This is a genomic window from Ruegeria sp. CF1, from assembly GCF_056537445.1.
In genome coordinates this window covers 646,366-662,130 of record NZ_JBQFRN010000001.1, presented here as the reverse complement: position 1 = coordinate 662,130, position 15,765 = coordinate 646,366, and the positions used below count along the sequence as shown (strand labels likewise).

At 56.2% G+C, this 15,765-nt stretch carries 16 protein-coding genes; 8 read left to right on the top strand and 8 right to left on the bottom strand.

Features of this window, described 5'->3' with window-relative positions; translation table 11 throughout:
• Positions 1-5: 5 nt before the first annotated feature.
• Positions 6-1,148, bottom strand: a complete 1,143-nt coding sequence (locus tag ACRZ96_RS03360) for an acyl-CoA dehydrogenase family protein (protein WP_480704717.1) — start codon at positions 1,146-1,148, stop codon at positions 6-8.
• Between the two features lie 159 nt (positions 1,149-1,307).
• Here ACRZ96_RS03360 and ACRZ96_RS03355 point away from each other — a divergent pair, with 159 nt between their 5' ends.
• Positions 1,308-2,168, top strand: coding sequence for a hypothetical protein (locus tag ACRZ96_RS03355; RefSeq protein WP_480704719.1), 861 nt, complete (start codon positions 1,308-1,310; stop codon positions 2,166-2,168).
• A 2-nt stretch (positions 2,169-2,170) separates the two neighbouring features.
• Here ACRZ96_RS03355 and ACRZ96_RS03350 read toward each other — a convergent pair whose 3' ends face one another.
• Positions 2,171-3,286 (bottom strand): carboxylate-amine ligase, encoded by a 1,116-nt coding sequence (locus tag ACRZ96_RS03350; RefSeq protein WP_170610460.1) that lies wholly within the window; start codon positions 3,284-3,286, stop codon positions 2,171-2,173.
• A 135-nt stretch (positions 3,287-3,421) separates the two neighbouring features.
• Between ACRZ96_RS03350 and ACRZ96_RS03345 the strand changes: the two genes are divergently transcribed.
• Together ACRZ96_RS03345 and ACRZ96_RS03340 are read left to right on the top strand one after the other, a co-directional pair.
• Complete coding sequence (locus ACRZ96_RS03345) at positions 3,422-4,273, top strand: class I SAM-dependent methyltransferase (RefSeq protein WP_170421403.1); 852 nt, start codon at positions 3,422-3,424, stop codon at positions 4,271-4,273.
• A gap of 71 nt (positions 4,274-4,344) precedes the next feature.
• A complete protein-coding gene (locus tag ACRZ96_RS03340) occupies positions 4,345-4,821 on the top strand; it encodes a fasciclin domain-containing protein (RefSeq protein ID WP_170393195.1) in 477 nt (158 codons plus the stop codon).
• A gap of 78 nt (positions 4,822-4,899) precedes the next feature.
• Here ACRZ96_RS03340 and ACRZ96_RS03335 read toward each other — a convergent pair whose 3' ends face one another.
• Together ACRZ96_RS03335 and ACRZ96_RS03330 are read right to left on the bottom strand one after the other, a co-directional pair.
• Complete coding sequence (locus ACRZ96_RS03335; protein WP_170393194.1) at positions 4,900-5,499, bottom strand: L,D-transpeptidase; 600 nt, start codon at positions 5,497-5,499, stop codon at positions 4,900-4,902.
• A gap of 188 nt (positions 5,500-5,687) precedes the next feature.
• Positions 5,688-7,187: a CoA-acylating methylmalonate-semialdehyde dehydrogenase gene (locus ACRZ96_RS03330; protein ID WP_170405524.1), complete on the bottom strand. Its 1,500-nt coding sequence runs from the start codon at positions 7,185-7,187 to the stop codon at positions 5,688-5,690.
• 104 nt (positions 7,188-7,291) lie between these two features.
• Here ACRZ96_RS03330 and ACRZ96_RS03325 point away from each other — a divergent pair, with 104 nt between their 5' ends.
• From ACRZ96_RS03325 to coaD, 3 genes are all read left to right on the top strand, one after another.
• On the top strand, positions 7,292-8,194 hold the full coding sequence (locus ACRZ96_RS03325) for a LysR family transcriptional regulator (protein WP_170405527.1): 903 nt from the start codon (positions 7,292-7,294) through the stop codon (positions 8,192-8,194).
• Between the two features lie 61 nt (positions 8,195-8,255).
• Entirely contained in the window at positions 8,256-8,693 is a 438-nt protein-coding gene (locus ACRZ96_RS03320; RefSeq protein WP_170405529.1) for a CBS domain-containing protein, read from the top strand.
• 82 nt (positions 8,694-8,775) lie between these two features.
• Positions 8,776-9,267 (top strand): pantetheine-phosphate adenylyltransferase, encoded by a 492-nt coding sequence (coaD, locus tag ACRZ96_RS03315; protein WP_480569583.1) that lies wholly within the window; start codon positions 8,776-8,778, stop codon positions 9,265-9,267.
• Here coaD and gap (ACRZ96_RS03310) read toward each other — a convergent pair.
• From gap (ACRZ96_RS03310) to gap (ACRZ96_RS03300), 3 genes are all read right to left on the bottom strand, one after another.
• Positions 9,259-10,263 carry a type I glyceraldehyde-3-phosphate dehydrogenase gene (gap, locus tag ACRZ96_RS03310; protein WP_170393189.1) on the bottom strand — a complete coding sequence of 335 codons (1,005 nt, stop codon included), beginning with the start codon at positions 10,261-10,263 and terminating at the stop codon, positions 9,259-9,261. The genes coaD and gap (ACRZ96_RS03310) overlap by 9 nt on opposite strands.
• 81 nt (positions 10,264-10,344) lie before the next feature.
• Positions 10,345-10,488 carry a hypothetical protein gene (locus ACRZ96_RS03305; RefSeq protein WP_010439846.1) on the bottom strand — a complete coding sequence of 48 codons (144 nt, stop codon included), beginning with the start codon at positions 10,486-10,488 and terminating at the stop codon, positions 10,345-10,347.
• A 73-nt stretch (positions 10,489-10,561) separates the two neighbouring features.
• Positions 10,562-11,563: a type I glyceraldehyde-3-phosphate dehydrogenase gene (gene gap, locus ACRZ96_RS03300; protein ID WP_170393188.1), complete on the bottom strand. Its 1,002-nt coding sequence runs from the start codon at positions 11,561-11,563 to the stop codon at positions 10,562-10,564.
• Positions 11,564-11,745: 182 nt separating this feature from the next.
• On the opposite strand from gap (ACRZ96_RS03300), the gene ACRZ96_RS03295 reads away from it, so the two are divergent.
• Positions 11,746-12,717: a DUF808 domain-containing protein gene (locus ACRZ96_RS03295; protein WP_480704727.1), complete on the top strand. Its 972-nt coding sequence runs from the start codon at positions 11,746-11,748 to the stop codon at positions 12,715-12,717.
• Between the two features lie 87 nt (positions 12,718-12,804).
• Positions 12,805-13,605 carry a thioesterase family protein gene (locus ACRZ96_RS03290; RefSeq protein ID WP_170421417.1) on the top strand — a complete coding sequence of 267 codons (801 nt, stop codon included), beginning with the start codon at positions 12,805-12,807 and terminating at the stop codon, positions 13,603-13,605.
• A gap of 50 nt (positions 13,606-13,655) precedes the next feature.
• Here the strand turns inward: ACRZ96_RS03290 and tkt are convergent, their stop codons facing one another.
• Positions 13,656-15,677 (bottom strand): transketolase, encoded by a 2,022-nt coding sequence (gene tkt, locus ACRZ96_RS03285; protein ID WP_480814229.1) that lies wholly within the window; start codon positions 15,675-15,677, stop codon positions 13,656-13,658.
• Positions 15,678-15,765 lie beyond the last annotated feature (88 nt).

Here is a 15,765-nt window from a genome sequence, read left to right as displayed (position 1 = left end):
AGACCTCAGCGATTGGAGAGCATCTGGCGCGCAACGATCACGCGCATGATCTCGTTCGTGCCTTCCAGAATTTGGTGCACGCGCAGATCCCGCACCAGTTTCTCGATGCCATAATCCGCCAGATAGCCATATCCGCCGTGCAATTGCAGACACTGATCCACAACCTTCGATCCGGTTTCTGTTACGAATTTCTTGGCCATCGCACAGAATTTTGTGGCGTCCGGTGCGCCCTGATCAAGTTTCCACGCTGCCTGACGCAAGAATGTGCGCGCCGCCTGTAGCTCAATCTCCATATCTGCCAGTCGGAACTGCAGCGCTTGAAACTGATCGATCGATTGTCCAAAGGCCTTGCGCTCGGACATATACTGCAACGTCATGTCCAGACCGTTCTGAGCTGCCCCCAGCGAGCAGGAGGCGATGTTCAGGCGGCCACCGTCCAGCCCCATCATCGCGTATTTGAAACCGTCGCCTTCAGCTCCGACCAGATTGCCGGATGGAATTTTGCAATCGTCAAACTGAACTTGCGCGGTTGGCTGGCTTTTCCAACCCATTTTCTGTTCCAGACCACCGAAACTCAGGCCCGGCGTGCCGTCTTCGACATATACCGTCGAGATCCCCTTGGGACCGTCCTGACCCGTGCGCACCATGCAGACATAGGCATCCGAATAGCCGCCGCCGGAAATGAACGCTTTTGTGCCGTTGAGCGTGAAGCCTTCATTGGTCCGTTCAGCGCGCGTTTTCAGCGCCGCAGCGTCCGATCCCGATCCGGGTTCCGTCAGGCAGTAGCTGAGGACGGTTTCGAGGCTGAGGATACTTGGCATAATGCGGTACTTCAGATCGTCACTGCCAAAGCTGTCCAGCATTTTGGCGCACATGTTGTGAATCGACAGGAACGCCGCGACCGAGGGGCAGGCCATCGATAACGCTTCGAACACCAGTGTCGCATCCAATCGCGTCAAACCCGAACCGCCAGCCTCTTCCGAGACATAAAGTCCACCAAATCCTAGTTCGCCGATTTTGGGCCAAAGCTCTTTGGGGATGGTTCCGTCTGCTTCCCACTGACGCGCGAAGGGGGCGATGTGGTCTTGGCCAAAGGCGTAGGCCATGTCGAAAATGGCCGTTTGTTCTTCGGTCAGCGCGAAATCCATGACGTGTGCTTCCTGATGGCTATAGAATTGAACGAGCGTTTTATTCTTCAATCCTTACAGAAATTTTTCAATGACGGCAAACCCGGCGATTTAGGGGATTTCTGGACGGTGAGGTATACTGCGGGAATTCTGCTTTCTTGATCATTACGGAGTATTCTTATGTCGTCACACAAGCTTGCTGTTATCGCGATTCACGGCATGGGCAGCCAGTACAATCCTCAGAACCAGCCCCCATCCACGACCCCAACGTTTTCCAAAGGGCTGAAACGACGCGTTTCGAACCGGGTCGGCGCGGATATGGATGATGTGATCTGGCACGAGGTGGTCTGGGCACAGATCCTGCAAGGGCGGCAAAAGGCATATCTGCGTAAGGTCAACCGCAGCCTAGGATACGACAAGCTGCGCGAGTTTGTAGTGTGCAATCTGTCGGATGCTGCTTCTTACCGACCAACTCCGGATGATGGCGATAAGATCTATGAGGCGATCCACAAGAAAATCGAGAATGTGATGGGGGTCGTCAAATACCAGGTCGGACCACAGGGGCCTGTACTGATCCTGGCGCATTCGCTGGGTGGGCACATAATGTCGAACTATATTTATGACATGCAAAGACATCTGCGCCAGGGTGGTTCACCGGTTCACCCGACAGATGTTGAAAACATGAAAACCGTTGCTGGCCTCGTGACGTTTGGGTGCAATATTCCGATTTTTCTGTTCGCATATCCCGAGAATGAGATTTTTCCGATCATGGCCCCGAACCGCGCGCTGCCGCCTGCGTTGCAGTTTTCGACCTGGTGGCGAAACTACTATGACAAGCATGATGTTTTGGGTTTTCCTTTGGGCAAAAGCGCGCCAAGCTATGAACAGCTCGCTCAAAGTGGGGCCTTGAAGGATAAGCCGATCAATGCGGGCAAAATCTTTACGTCGTGGAACCCGCTTTCGCATAACGGATACTGGACGGATCGCGATTTGTATGAACCCGTAGCGGACCGGATCAAGGAGATTTTGGCGGCGATTTGACTTTACAGGTCGGCGTGAAATTCCTCGATCAGGTGCTTGACCACCGCCATGCCCGGATCATCCCCGCGCGCCAAAGCTTCAGCGTAAACACGGCGTTGGCGGGTGGCGGAGGTGCCATTTTCTGCGATCTGCCGAAGGCGGGCGAGTTCGGTCATGGTGCCCAATGCCTCGGTGTCTTCGGCCAACATGCCCATCAGCTCTCCGATCAGTTCAGCCATCGGCTTGATTGAGCGATCACCGAAATCGATCAGACCTTCGCCCACACCGTAGCGCTGCGCGCGCCAACGGTTTTCGCCGATCAGAAACTTATCATATTGCCGCCAACGAAGATTGCGGTCTTTCAGGCGGCACAGCATCCGGGTCAGCGCCTGCACTAGCGCTGCAAGCGAAAGCGTATGTTCAAGCCTTGGCTGTACGTCCATGATGCGTGTTTCTAGGGTAGGGAACCGGTGAGATGGACGTAGGTCCCACCAGATTTTAGAGGTGTCCTCGATCACGCCGAGTTCGACCAGCACGCCGGTGGTGCGTTCGTATTCGCCCCAACTGCTGAACACCGGGGGCAGACCGGTCCGGGGCAGATTGTCGAACACGGTGAGCCTATAGGAGGAAAGCCCGGTATCTTCGCCGTTCCAATAAGGAGACGAGGTCGACAACGCCAGCAGATGGGGCAGGAAGTAAGAAAGCTGGGGTACCAGGTCGGCGCGCAAGGCTTGATCTTCGACGCCCACATGCACATGCATTCCGCAGATCAGCATCCGCCGCGCCACGCCGCCCAAAGCATGCTGCAGGGCGTCGTAGCGCTCTTTCCGTGTGTGGTGCTGGTCTTTCCAGTTCGCAAACGGGTGGCAAGAGACCGCGATCGGAGCCAAATTATACTCGGCTGCACGTTTTGAAACACAAGAACGCAGGCGCTTTAGATCTTCGCGCGCCGATCTGATCGTAGCATGTGGGCGGGTCCCGACTTCGATCTGGCACTGCAGAAATTCCGGGCTGACCTGGCCTTCGAAATCTGCCTGACAAGCTTCCATCAATGCTGCGGGCGCCTCGGCGAGCTGCAGACTGTCTTGATCGACCAGCAGGTATTCCTCTTCAATGCCGATCGTGAATTCCTGCTGCATGGCGGCCCTCGTTGGTCAATTCACATCAGTGAATACGGAAATTAGCGTTTTGCCAAGGGTTTGGCCTGTCGGTTCTTGCGGAAGTCCTGCGTGCACAGGTAAAGAGCGGGCGCAACGTAATGTGGAGCCGTCCTCGTGAAACCCAGAAAATTTCCGCAGATCAATGCAGCCCTAGATGAGTTGGGCGTCAAGCTGATCGACAAGGTTACGGAACAGGATGAACGGGCGCGGCTGGAAGCGTTCGAACGGGCAGGGGGATTGACCAGGCCCGCTTATGCCCTGTCGCCGGGAATGGACGGATTCGATATCGCGCAACTGATCAAAGAGTATACGCGCCATGCCGATGAGCTTGCTGCGTTGAAGGACCCGGCGCGAAACCAAACCGGTTATTACACCGGCAACGGATATTACGATAGCCCGGATGCGGATGCGCTTTACCTGATGATCCGCCGCTTTCAGCCCAAGCGCGTGATCGAGGTCGGCTGCGGGAACTCTACCCGCGTGACGCGGCAGGCGATCATAGATGGTGGTTTGGATACGACGATCACGGCAATTGATCCGTACCCGCGCGCAGATATCGCCCATGTCGTCGATCAGTTTGAGCAGAAGCGACTGGAAGAAGTAGATCCCGCGCTGTTCGATCAGCTTGAGGCTGGGGATGTTCTGTTCATCGATTCAAGCCATGTGGTTCGGATGAGCAACGATGTCGCCCATCTATTCTGTCGGATCATTCCGGCGCTGAAACCCGGCGTTGTCATTCATGTCCACGATGTTTTTCTGCCTTATGAATATCCCAAACGGTTCTTCTATGACTGCCCAGGATGGGGTGAGCAGTACATGTTGCACGCCTTGCTGCAATCCGGTTTCTATTCAATGCTTTGGCCCGGATATTACCTGCAGCAGGATCGCCCCGACGCCGTCGCAGCGCTGCCGTTTCTAGAAGAGGGCCGTGCGCAGAGCATCTGGGTTCAGCTCAAAGAAAATTGATTTCTGTGTGATCCGGTTCGAACCCAGGCCCGTAACCCTTTCCATAACAAGCTGGAGAGGAGTTAACAGCCATGTTCCGCCGCACATTCATGGGCGCTGCCGCCGCATTTGCACTTGCACTGCCCGTCAAGGCACAGGCCGCTGATATCGTAGATACCGCAGTTGCTGCCGGGTCTTTCAACACCCTGGTTGCTGCCGTTCAGGCCGCGGGCCTGGTTGATACGCTGAAAGGCGATGGGCCCTTCACCGTCTTTGCACCCACGGATGAGGCTTTTGCAGCTCTGCCTGAAGGCACTGTTGAAACCCTACTTCTGCCAGAAAACAAGGACCAGTTGGTGTCGATCCTGACCTACCATGTCGTGCCAGCCAAAGTGATGTCCGGCGACATTGCCGGAAAGCGCGCGAAGGTTCTGACCGTGCAAGGCGACCGACTAAGCGTGAACGCAAAAAATGGCGTGAAAGTTAATGGTGCCAAAGTTGTGCAGGCCGACATCGAAGCCAGCAACGGCGTCATTCACGTTGTCGACGAAGTGATCATTCCCGAATAAATCTACCACCTTCACGAAAACAAGAGCCCCGTTCCTGATGGACGGGGCTTTTTTGTGTTTCGTGTAGAAACTCGCCGTTTAGACCAAACGTACCTGAGTGCCGACCTTTACCAGCGGATACAGCTCTTCAACGTGCTGGTTATAAAGACCGATACAGCCGGACGAGCTCTGACGTCCAATCTTGCGAGTATCATAGGTGCCGTGAACCAAGTAGGCAGGCCAGCCAAGATACATAGCGCGAGTTCCCAATGGGTTTCCAGGTTCACCACCCTCCATGCGAATTGGCAACGAGGGATCGCGCTCGCGCATTGATGGGGTTGGTGTCCAGCTTGGGTTCTCCGCCTTGCGTGTGACTTTGGTATAGCCGCGCTTGGTCAGCTCTTCGCTCATCGGGACAGAACTGGGGTACAGCTTGTAGGTTCCATCCGGCCCCCAGTAATGAACAGCCCGGCTGGTGATATCGGCCAACAATGCGCCGACGCCCAACTCGTCAAAGTGATCCTGCCAATTCTGTTGCGAGAACGAGGAAACGTTACGACGTACTGGAAGCTGCGTGCTGATTGCTTCCTCGGTCTGTGGGAAAGCATCAGTGCTTTGAGCACGCACGATAGCAGGGGCCGCAATCAGCGATGCAGCGCCCAAAAGGGCGTGACGACGGGTAAAACGATTTTGGGACAAGGTTGCCTCCAGGGAGTTATGAGCTGCTCGGATAGTTGAATTACCGATAAAATATTAGTGAATGCCTGCTTTTTCCAGAGGGCGACCTCTGAATTTCTTGTGAGGTAGGCGATCAGGCAGCAACTGGCGCAGGCACGAAAAAACCCGACCCATGTAGGGCCGGGTTTCCTGATTTGTAAGCTGAATGATCAGTCCATCGCTTTGAAGTTGAACTCGCCACCTTCCTTGATGCCCGACGGCCAGCGCGATGTCACTGTTTTGGTGCGGGTGTAGAACTTGAAGCTGTCCGGACCGTGCTGGTTCAGGTCGCCGAACATCGATTTCTTCCAGCCGCCAAAAGTGTGGTAGGCCAGCGGAACCGGGATCGGAACGTTGATGCCGACCATGCCGATGTTCACACGGCTGGCAAAGTCACGCGCCGTATCACCGTCGCGGGTGAAGATCGCAGTGCCGTTGCCGTATTCATGATCCATCGCCAGTTTCAGCGCCTCTTCGTAGGAACCTGCGCGTACGGTCGACAGGACCGGGCCAAAGATCTCTTGCTTGTAGATGTCCATCTCGGGTGTGACGTTGTCGAACAGGTGCGGGCCGACAAAGAAGCCATCCTCATAGCCCTGCAGGCTGAAGTCGCGGTTGTCGACAACCAGCTTCGCGCCCTGCTCAACGCCCGAGTTGATCAGGCCAAGGATACGCTCTTTCGCGGCGGCAGTAACAACTGGCCCCATGTCTACGTCGTCGCCCGCTGTGTAGGGGCCAACTTTCAGCTTCTCCACGCGAGGGATCAGCTTTTCGATCAGTGCGTCTGCGGTTTCTTCGCCCACAGGCACGGCCACCGAGATTGCCATGCAGCGTTCGCCAGCCGCGCCGAAACCTGCACCGACCAGCGCATCAGCAGCCTGATCCAGATCGGCGTCAGGCATAACGATCATGTGGTTCTTGGCTCCACCGAAACACTGCGCCCGTTTGCCGTTGGCGGTTGCACGAGCATAGATGTACTGCGCGATCGGGGTTGAACCCACGAACGACACGCCCTGAATGATTTCGCTGTCCAGCAGGGTGTCCACGGCCTCTTTGTCACCGTTTACGACTTGGAACACGCCCTTGGGCAGACCAGCTTCGACAAACAGCTCTGCCAGCATCAATGGAACAGAGGGGTCGCGCTCGGACGGTTTCAGAACAACTGCGTTGCCGCAGGCCAGTGCCGGGCCGACGTGCCAAAGCGGCATCATTGCAGGGAAGTTGAATGGCATGATCGAAGCGACCACGCCCAGTGGCTGACGCATCGAATACATATCGATGCCCGGGCCCGCGCTGTCGGTGAACTCACCTTTCAGCATCTGGGGCGCGCCGATGCAGTATTCTATCACTTCCAGACCACGCTGCAGATCACCCTTGGCGTCCGGGATGGTTTTACCGTGCTCGCGGCTGAGAGCCTCGGCCAGCTTGTCCATGTCGCGGTTCATCAAGCCAACCATCGCCATCATAACGCGCGCGCGCTTCTGCGGGTTGGTTGCGCCCCAAGCGACCTGAGCTGCTGCAGCGTCTTCGATCGCAGCGGTGGTCTCGGCGACACTGGCCATCGGGCATTGGTACTGCACTTCACCCGTTGCTGGGTTGAATACATTGTCAAAGCGGCCAGATGTGCCAGCGACATTTTCGCCGTTGATGAAATGGGTCAGGTTCTGCATTGCAAACTCCTCCGGATTAAGTTGCGCGAAGAATAGACTTGCGAAAATCACCTGAACAGAGGCAATATTTCAAATCAGTTTTGCAAAAATGCAAAGGGTAGAGCATGACGCCGAATTGGGATGATTTGCGGGTATTTCTGGCGGTCGCGCGCGATGAAAGCCTTTCGGGTGCGGGGCGGGTTCTCAAGATAGACCCGGCGACTGTCGGGCGCAGAATCGCGCGGCTCGAAGCGGCATTGGACGCGGTGTTGTTCACGAAATCACAGCAGGGCTATGTGTTGACGACTGCAGGACAACGCCTGATGGAGCATGGGCTGCAGGCGGAAGAAGCTATGCGTGCAGCGACTGGTGTCATGTCAGGCTCTGCCAAATCGCTAAGCGGTCAGATCCGAATTGGTGCCCCGGATGGTAGTGCCAATTACCTGTTGCCACAGGTCTGCGCCAAGATCAGCGATGCCAATCCTGATCTCGACATTCAGATCCTGGCGTTGCCGCGCATCATCAACCTATCCCGGCGAGAGGCCGACATGGCGGTAACAGTCAGTGCGCCCACCGCAGGGAAACTGCTGGTGCAGAAGATATCCGACTATCGGCTGCATATGGTCGCAACGAAGGAATACCTGAGTCGTCACGCCGAAATTCGATCCATCGAGGATCTAAAAGGGCATCGGATGATAGGCTATATTCCGGACATGATTTTCGACCGCGAGCTGGACTATCTCAACGACATTGGTGTTGAACGTGTCGCGCTTGCATCAAACTCTGTTTCCGTTCAGCTGCGACAAGTTTCGCTGGGAACAGGGGTCTGCGTGGCACATGATTTCACATTGCCGTTCCATCGGGGATTGCAGAAAATCCTGACGGATCAGGTCAGTCTGACCCGGGGGTTCTATCTGGTCCGCCATCAGGGCGATCAGCGCAATGAGCGGTTGAACCGCTTTGCCGAGGCGTTGACGCGCGGAATACGGGACGAAGTAGCGCGGCTTGAGCGCGAAGCTTCACCTTGACACATTCACACATTCCGGCAACGCTTTGGAAAACAGTACGTAATTCCGGAGGTTTTCGCTTATGCTTGTACAGGCCATTCTCAAATCCAAGGCCAGCGGCGGTGTGGAGACGGTCGAGCCAACGGCATCCGTTTCTCAGGCTGCCGAGATTCTTGCGGAAAAGCGGATTGGTACTGTGGTCATTTCCGAGGATGGGGGGCAGACGGCAGCGGGCATTTTATCCGAACGAGACATTGTTCGCGAGTTGGCTGCCAGCGGCAGCGGATGCTTGGATAAACCCGTTAGCAACTATATGACCAAGCAACTTGTGACCGCCAGCCAGCAGGATACTGTTGAGTCTATCCTGTCCCAGATGACCGAAGGTCGATTTCGCCACATGCCTGTATTGGAAGATGGCAAACTGGTCGGCATCGTTACGCTGGGTGATGCGGTCAAGGCGCAACTGGCTGAACTTGCTATGGAAAAAGACGCGCTTGAGGGCATGATCATGGGGCACTGAACGCGGGGGCTGTTTCAGCCTCTTGCACCTGCGGCAAAGTTATGTTTGCTTGCGCAGAAATATTGTTGCGCTGGAGAGCCCAATGCGGGTTGGATTATATCCCGGTACTTTCGACCCTATCACCATGGGTCATATAGACATTATTCGCCGCGCGGCTGCGCTGGTGGATAAGCTCGTCATTGGTGTTGCTATCAACCGGGACAAGGGCCCGCTGTTTTCTTTGGAAGAACGTGTCGCGATGATCGAGGCCGAATGCGCCCATCTAACCGAGCAGACTGGCACCGAGATTGTCGCGCATCCGTTTGAAAACCTGCTGATCGATTGCGCCCGCGATGTGGGCGCTCAGATCATAGTGCGCGGACTGCGGGCGGTTGCGGATTTCGAGTATGAATTCCAGATGGTTGGCATGAACCGTGCGCTGGACGACTCAATAGAAACGGTCTTCCTGATGGCCGAAGCCCGGCATCAGGCTATCGCCTCAAAATTGGTCAAGGAAATCGCCAGATTGAATGGGGACGTGTCGAAATTCGTCACGCCCCGCGTCAACGACGCTCTGCGCGAGCGGTTAGGATAGCGCGCCCATCGCGGCTGCCGTATCAAGCATCCGGTTCGAGAAGCCCCATTCGTTGTCGTACCAAGCGAGGACGCGCACCAGCGTGCCGTCGGTTACTTTGGTTTCAGCCAGCGAAACGGTCGAGCTGTGTGAGTCGTGGTTGAAATCGATCGATATCAGCGGGCGATTCTCGGCAGCCAATACGCCGGGAATTTTCGCGGCGGCTTCTACGAATAGAGCATTGACCTCTTCTTCGGTCGTCGGCCGCGAAACCTCTGCGACCAGATCAACGACTGAGACATTGGGCGTAGGCACGCGAATGGCTTGCCCGGTCAGCTTTCCGGCCAGTTGTGGCAATACCAGACCCACTGCAGACGCCGCGCCGGTTGTCGTTGGAATCATCGACAGCGCTGCTGCGCGCGACAGGTAGGGGTCTTTGCCCGCAGTGTCGTGAACCGGTTGGCTGGCCGTGTAGGCATGAACCGTGGTCATGTTGCCGTGTTTGATGCCCAGTCCTGCGTCCAAAGCCGCCGCGACCGGCGACAGGCAGTTGGTGGTGCACGAAGCATTGGAAACAACGATATCGTCGGCGGTTAGCTCATGATCGTTCACGCCGAACACGACTGTCTTCACGCCGCCGTCGCCACGGGCAGGGGCCGAGATCAATACTTTCTTTGATCCGTTTTTCAGGTGCCGCTCAGCTGCTTCACGGGTCCGGAAAACACCGGTGCATTCCAGAACCACATCCACATCAGACCAGTCCAGTGCTTCGGGATCACGCTCGCTGGTCAGCCGGATGGGCCCAGCACCCACATCCAGACCTGCATCAGTCAGAGTTACGGGATTGGAATAGCGTCCATGCACGCTGTCGAACTCGAACAGATGTGCGTTCATTTCGGGCTTTGCCAGATCGTTGATTGCGATGATTTCAACATCAGTACGTCCGGATTCCATGACGGCCCGAAGAACGCCGCGCCCGATCCGTCCAAATCCATTGATTGCCAGCTTGAGTGTCATAATGCGCTCCGTCAGAACATGGTCCATAGATGGTTAGCGCTAACAAAGCCAGATTGGCGCGAAAGTCAAGAAAAACCTCTGTCAGCGCCAGAAGGCGAGCCAATCCAGGAAATCGTAGAGCTTCTTGCCCAGGAACAGCAGGTGTTCGGTGCCGAATAGTGCCACGTCCAGCATCAGACCGCCCAGAATTAGGATTCCAAGCCAGATGGCGATTTGATTTGTCATTTCTGCGCCCTGAACGTAAATGCCCGCTCAGATAACCTGAGCGGGCATAAAGGTACAAGCGATGTGCGAAGGGTCAGTTAAGGCGGCCCATCGCGACGGCGACATCCGCCATACGCACCGAGAATCCCCATTCGTTGTCATACCATGCCAATACGCGCACCATTCGGTTGTCGACAACTCGGGTCTGATCCGGCGCAAAGATCGAGCTTTCTTCGGTGTGGTTGAAATCGGTCGAAACCAGCGGCGCGGGCTCATACCCTAGAACGCGCTGCATCGGGCCTTTCGCTGCCTCTTCGACGATGGCGTTGACCTCTTCGACAGTGACGTCGCGCGAGGCGCGGAAAGACAGGTCAACGGCCGAAACATTCGGGGTAGGCACGCGGATGGCCGAGCCGTCCAGTCGCCCTTTGAGGTTCGGCAGAACCTCTCCCAGTGCTGCAGCGGCGCCAGTGGACGTCGGGATCATCGACATGGCGGCAGCGCGGGCGCGATAAAGATCGCTGTGGCGACGGTCCAGCGTCGGTTGGTCGCCGGTATAGGCGTGAATCGTGGTCATGATGCCATGCTCGATGCCGATACCTTCGTCCAGAACCTTGGCAAGCGGAGCAAGGCAGTTGGTGGTGCAAGAACCGTTCGACACCATATTGTCGTTTGCGGTCAGGCTGTTGTGGTTCACACCAAATACGATGGTCTTGTCGACATTTTTGCCGGGAGCCGACAGCAGAACCTTACCAGCGCCGCGCTCAAGATGGGTTTTGGCTTTCAGGCCGTCGTTGAATTTACCGGTGCATTCCAGAACGACATCGCAGCCTTCCCAGTCCAGCTCGTTCATATCGTAGGTCGAGAACATCTCCATCGGGCCGCGACCCAGATCCATGGTGTTGCCTTCGACCGAAACGTCGCGTGGGAAACGTCCATGGATGCTGTCGTATTTCAACAGATGCGCCGAGGTTTCCAGCGGGCCGGTGGCGTTGACCTTGATCACTTCGATGTCGTTGCGCGCCGATGCGGCGATGTGCGACAGAGTACAGCGGCCGATGCGGCCAAAACCATTGATACCGACCTTGATGGTCATCCGACGTCTCCAAAAATGCGCTTGCGTTGCAGGCCATATAGCCGCGAATATTGAATCTCAAAAGGGCAAAAATGGCATATTTTTAAGGTGTTAGCGCAAACCTGCGCCGATTGCGCTAACGCTTGCGCTAGCCGTTGGATCAGGTAGGGTCCGATCGAACAGATGAATGGAAAGGAAGCGCGATGAGTGGTCTGTTGGCCCTGTTGGACGACGTGGCGGGCATTGCAAAGGTCGCGGCGGCTTCGGTGGACGATGTGGTGGCCGCTGCCGGCAAGGCTGGGGCCAAGACTGCGGGTGTGATCATTGACGATGCGGCCGTGACGCCCAAATACGTTCAGGGTTTTGCCCCAGCGCGGGAACTGCCGATCATCTGGCGCATCGCGCGCGGATCGATTTTCAACAAGATCATTCTGTTGTTGCCAGTGGCATTGCTACTAGCCAATTTTGCGCCTTGGTTGATCACACCGCTGCTTATGCTCGGTGGTTCATATCTGTGTTTCGAGGGGGCCGAGAAGATTTTTCACGTCCTGTTTCCACATGGGAGCCATGTGATAGACGAAGATATGAAAAATCCTGATCCTGGCCATCTGGAAGAAAAAAAGGTGAAGGGTGCGATCAAGACTGACTTTATCCTGTCTGCTGAAATCATGACCATCGCTTTGGCGGCCATTGAAGCGCCGAATGTGTGGATGCAAGCCGCGACGCTGGCCGTGGTGGGCGTTGGGGTCACCGTCGCCGTTTATGGCTCGGTCGCTCTGATCGTGAAAATGGATGATGTCGGGCTGTTCCTGGCGCAAAACGCTCCGACGCCGATAGGGCGTGGAACGGGAAGGGGCCTAGTCAAAGCGATGCCCGTTGTCATGAAAGTTCTATCTATCGTTGGTACTGCTGCCATGCTGTGGGTCGGCGGGTCGATTATGATCCACGGTATGGAGGTCCTGAGCTTTGGCTGGCTGGGCCATCACATTTACGACTGGGCAAATGCTGCGAGTCATGCTGTGTCTGAACAATGGGCAGGCGCGGTAAAGTGGATCGCGAAGGCGACGATGGATGGTGTATTCGGTCTGGCCTATGGGCTGGCGCTGATACCGGTGGCAACCAAGCTGCTGTCCCCCGCGATCAGCGCGATTTCGGGATCTGCGAACAAACACTGAAATCAGGATCATGTGACGTGAGATTTCATCTGGCACAACGGTAAGAGCGGGGTAAGTTCCAATCGAAGCATATCCGGTGTGAGATCGATGACTAAACTCAGCCTTTCCCAAGTCCTTGCCAGTTCAGATCGGTTGAACGGGATGCTGCAGTTTCCGGTGCCGCCAAACTGGATGCAAGGCCGCACAACATATGGCGGCTTCTCGTCTGCCTTGCTGCTGGCTGCTGCGAGAAATGCGATCGATGTTCTGCCGCCATTACGCTCGGCCCTGATCAATTTTACCGCGCCCATCGGTTCACCTCCGCTGATCGAAACCGAGGTGCTTCGCAATGGGCGGAATGTCACAACGATCAATACACGAGCAAGGATTGAGGGGAATACAGCCGCACTTGGGACATTTACGTTTGGCAAGGCACAGGACAGCCATGTGGCGTTCGAACATCCGGCTAAGGCAGAGATACAGCCAGAGATCACAGAACACTATTTCCCGCCAGATTTGCCAAAACTTCCCATCGCATTTCTTGAGAACTTCGACGTTCGATTGATCGACGGGGCGCGGCCATTTGCTGGTGCAGAGCGTGGCTATGTGAAGGTTTGGGCGCGCCATAATGATGCCGATATGCGCGATAGGATCGAAGGGTTGATCGCGATTGCGGACCTATTGCCACCGGCCATATTCCCGACATTGAAGAAGCCGGGAAACAACTCGTCAATGAACTGGATTTTCAACGTGCTCTCCGAAGATATTCATACTCGCGATGGATGGTGGTTGATGGAACATCAATTGACAGCTGGACATGACGGCTACAGCTCTCAGGTCATGCGGATGTGGAACACCGATGGTGATCTAATTGTTGATGGTATGCAGTCAGTAATAATTTTCGTCTAACAAAAAAGGCCCCGGTTTTAACCGAGGCCTTCTGACTTATTTGGGTAGGTTCAACCCAGCAGTTCTTTGACCTTGGCGATTGTTGCCTCGGTCGTGATGCCAAAATGCTTGTAGAGCTCTCCGGCGGGTGCCGACGCACCAAAGCTGGACATGCCGATGAACCCAGCCTTGGCCTCGCGACCACGCTCGCCCAGAAGCCAACGGTCCCAGCCTCCGGCGCGAACCGCAGCCTCGATACCGACGCGGACGGCTCCCGCAGGCAATACGCGCTTGCGGTAGGCTTCGTCTTGTTCGGCAAACAGCTCCATACAGGGCATGGAAACGACCCGAGTGCCGATGCCTTCGGCCTCAAGTATTGCTTTAGCTTCCATCGCCAGCGAAACCTCGGAACCTGTGGCAATCAGAATCGCCTGACGCTTGTTTTCTGCGTCAGCCAATACATAAGCGCCTTGCGCGGTCAGGTTTTTGGCTTTGTGCTGGGTCCGAACAGTTGGCACGCCTTGACGGGTCAGCGACAAAACCGAGGGGCTGTCCTTGAAGGTCAGCGCCAATTCCCAGGCTTCGGCGGTCTCAATCGTATCCGCGGGGCGGAACACATAAGTGTTCGGCGTCGCGCGCGAGATCGCCAGATGTTCCACCGGTTGGTGCGTCGGACCGTCTTCGCCCAGACCAATCGAGTCGTGGGTCATCACGAACACCGTCGGGATCTTCATAAGTGCAGCCAAACGCATCGAGGGCCGCGCATAGTCGGTGAAGGCCATGAACGTACCGCCATATGGGCGAATGCCACCATGCAGCGCCATACCGTTCATAGCAGCGGCCATACCGTGTTCACGAATGCCGTAATGGATATACCGACCCTTGCGGTTTTCCGGAAGGAACACGCCCATATCAGCCGATTTGGTGTTGTTCGATCCAGTCAGGTCAGCCGAGCCGCCAATGGTTTCGGGCATGATCGGGTTAACGACATTCAACACCTTCTCTGAAGAGGCGCGTGTGGCCAGCTTTGGCTGGTCTTCCGACATCTGTTTCTTGAACGACCGGATGGCGCCGGCCAGCTTCTTTGGTGCCTCAAACGCATAGGCGCGGTTGAATTCGGCTTGTTTACGTTCGGAGACTTGCGCAAAACGCTCCTCCCACGCTGCGCGCTCGGCTTTGCCACGTGCACCAATGGCCTCCCAAGCGGCTTTGACCTCAGCAGGGATGACGAACGCATCATGCGGCCAGTCATATGCTTCTTTGGCGGCGTTCAACTGAACCTGATCGGTCAGAGCGCCATGGCCTTTTGAAGTGTCCTGCGCCGCGTGCCCCAGTGCAATGTGGCTTTCACAAGCAATCATCGTCGGTTTGTTCGACTTCTTCGCCTGCACGATGGCCGCATCGATGGCCTTGGGGTCGTGGCCGTCAATCTCAAGCACATGCCAGCCCGAGGCCGCAAAACGGCGCACCTGATCGGTGCGGTCGGCGATGTCGACTGTGCCGTCGATGGTGATGTTGTTGTTATCCCAGAAGACGATCAGCTTGCTCAGCTCGTGGCGACCGGCCAAAGTGATCGCCTCTTGGCTGACGCCTTCCATCAGGCAGCCGTCGCCCGCAATCACGTAGGTATAGTGATCAACGATCTTCTTGCCATAATGCGCACGCTGAATTTCTTCGGCCATCGCAAAGCCAACGGCATTCGAAATGCCCTGACCCAAAGGTCCGGTAGTGGTTTCGACACCATCGATCAGGAAGTTTTCAGGGTGCCCGGCAGTTTTGGCGCCCAATTGACGGAAGTTCTTGATCTCTTCCAGCGTAACATCGCCATGACCGGTGAGATACAGCAGCGAATAGACCAGCATCGAACCGTGACCCGCCGATAGGATGAACCGATCGCGGTCCGGCCAGTTCGGGGCAGTGGCGTCGAATTTGAGGTGCTTTCCGAACAATACGGTCGCAACATCGGCCATGCCCATCGGCATACCGGAATGGCCGGAATTGGCGGCGGCGACAGCGTCGAGGGTCAGGGTGCGGATGGCCGCAGCCTTGTCCCAGTGTTCGGGGTTGGCATTGCGCAGCGCAGTCAGGTCCACGGGCGTAGTTCCTTTGGTTTACGGGCAGATGGGCGCTGAATACCATCCGATTGTCAAAGTGCAAGCAGAACCGCGTGGCACACCGAAT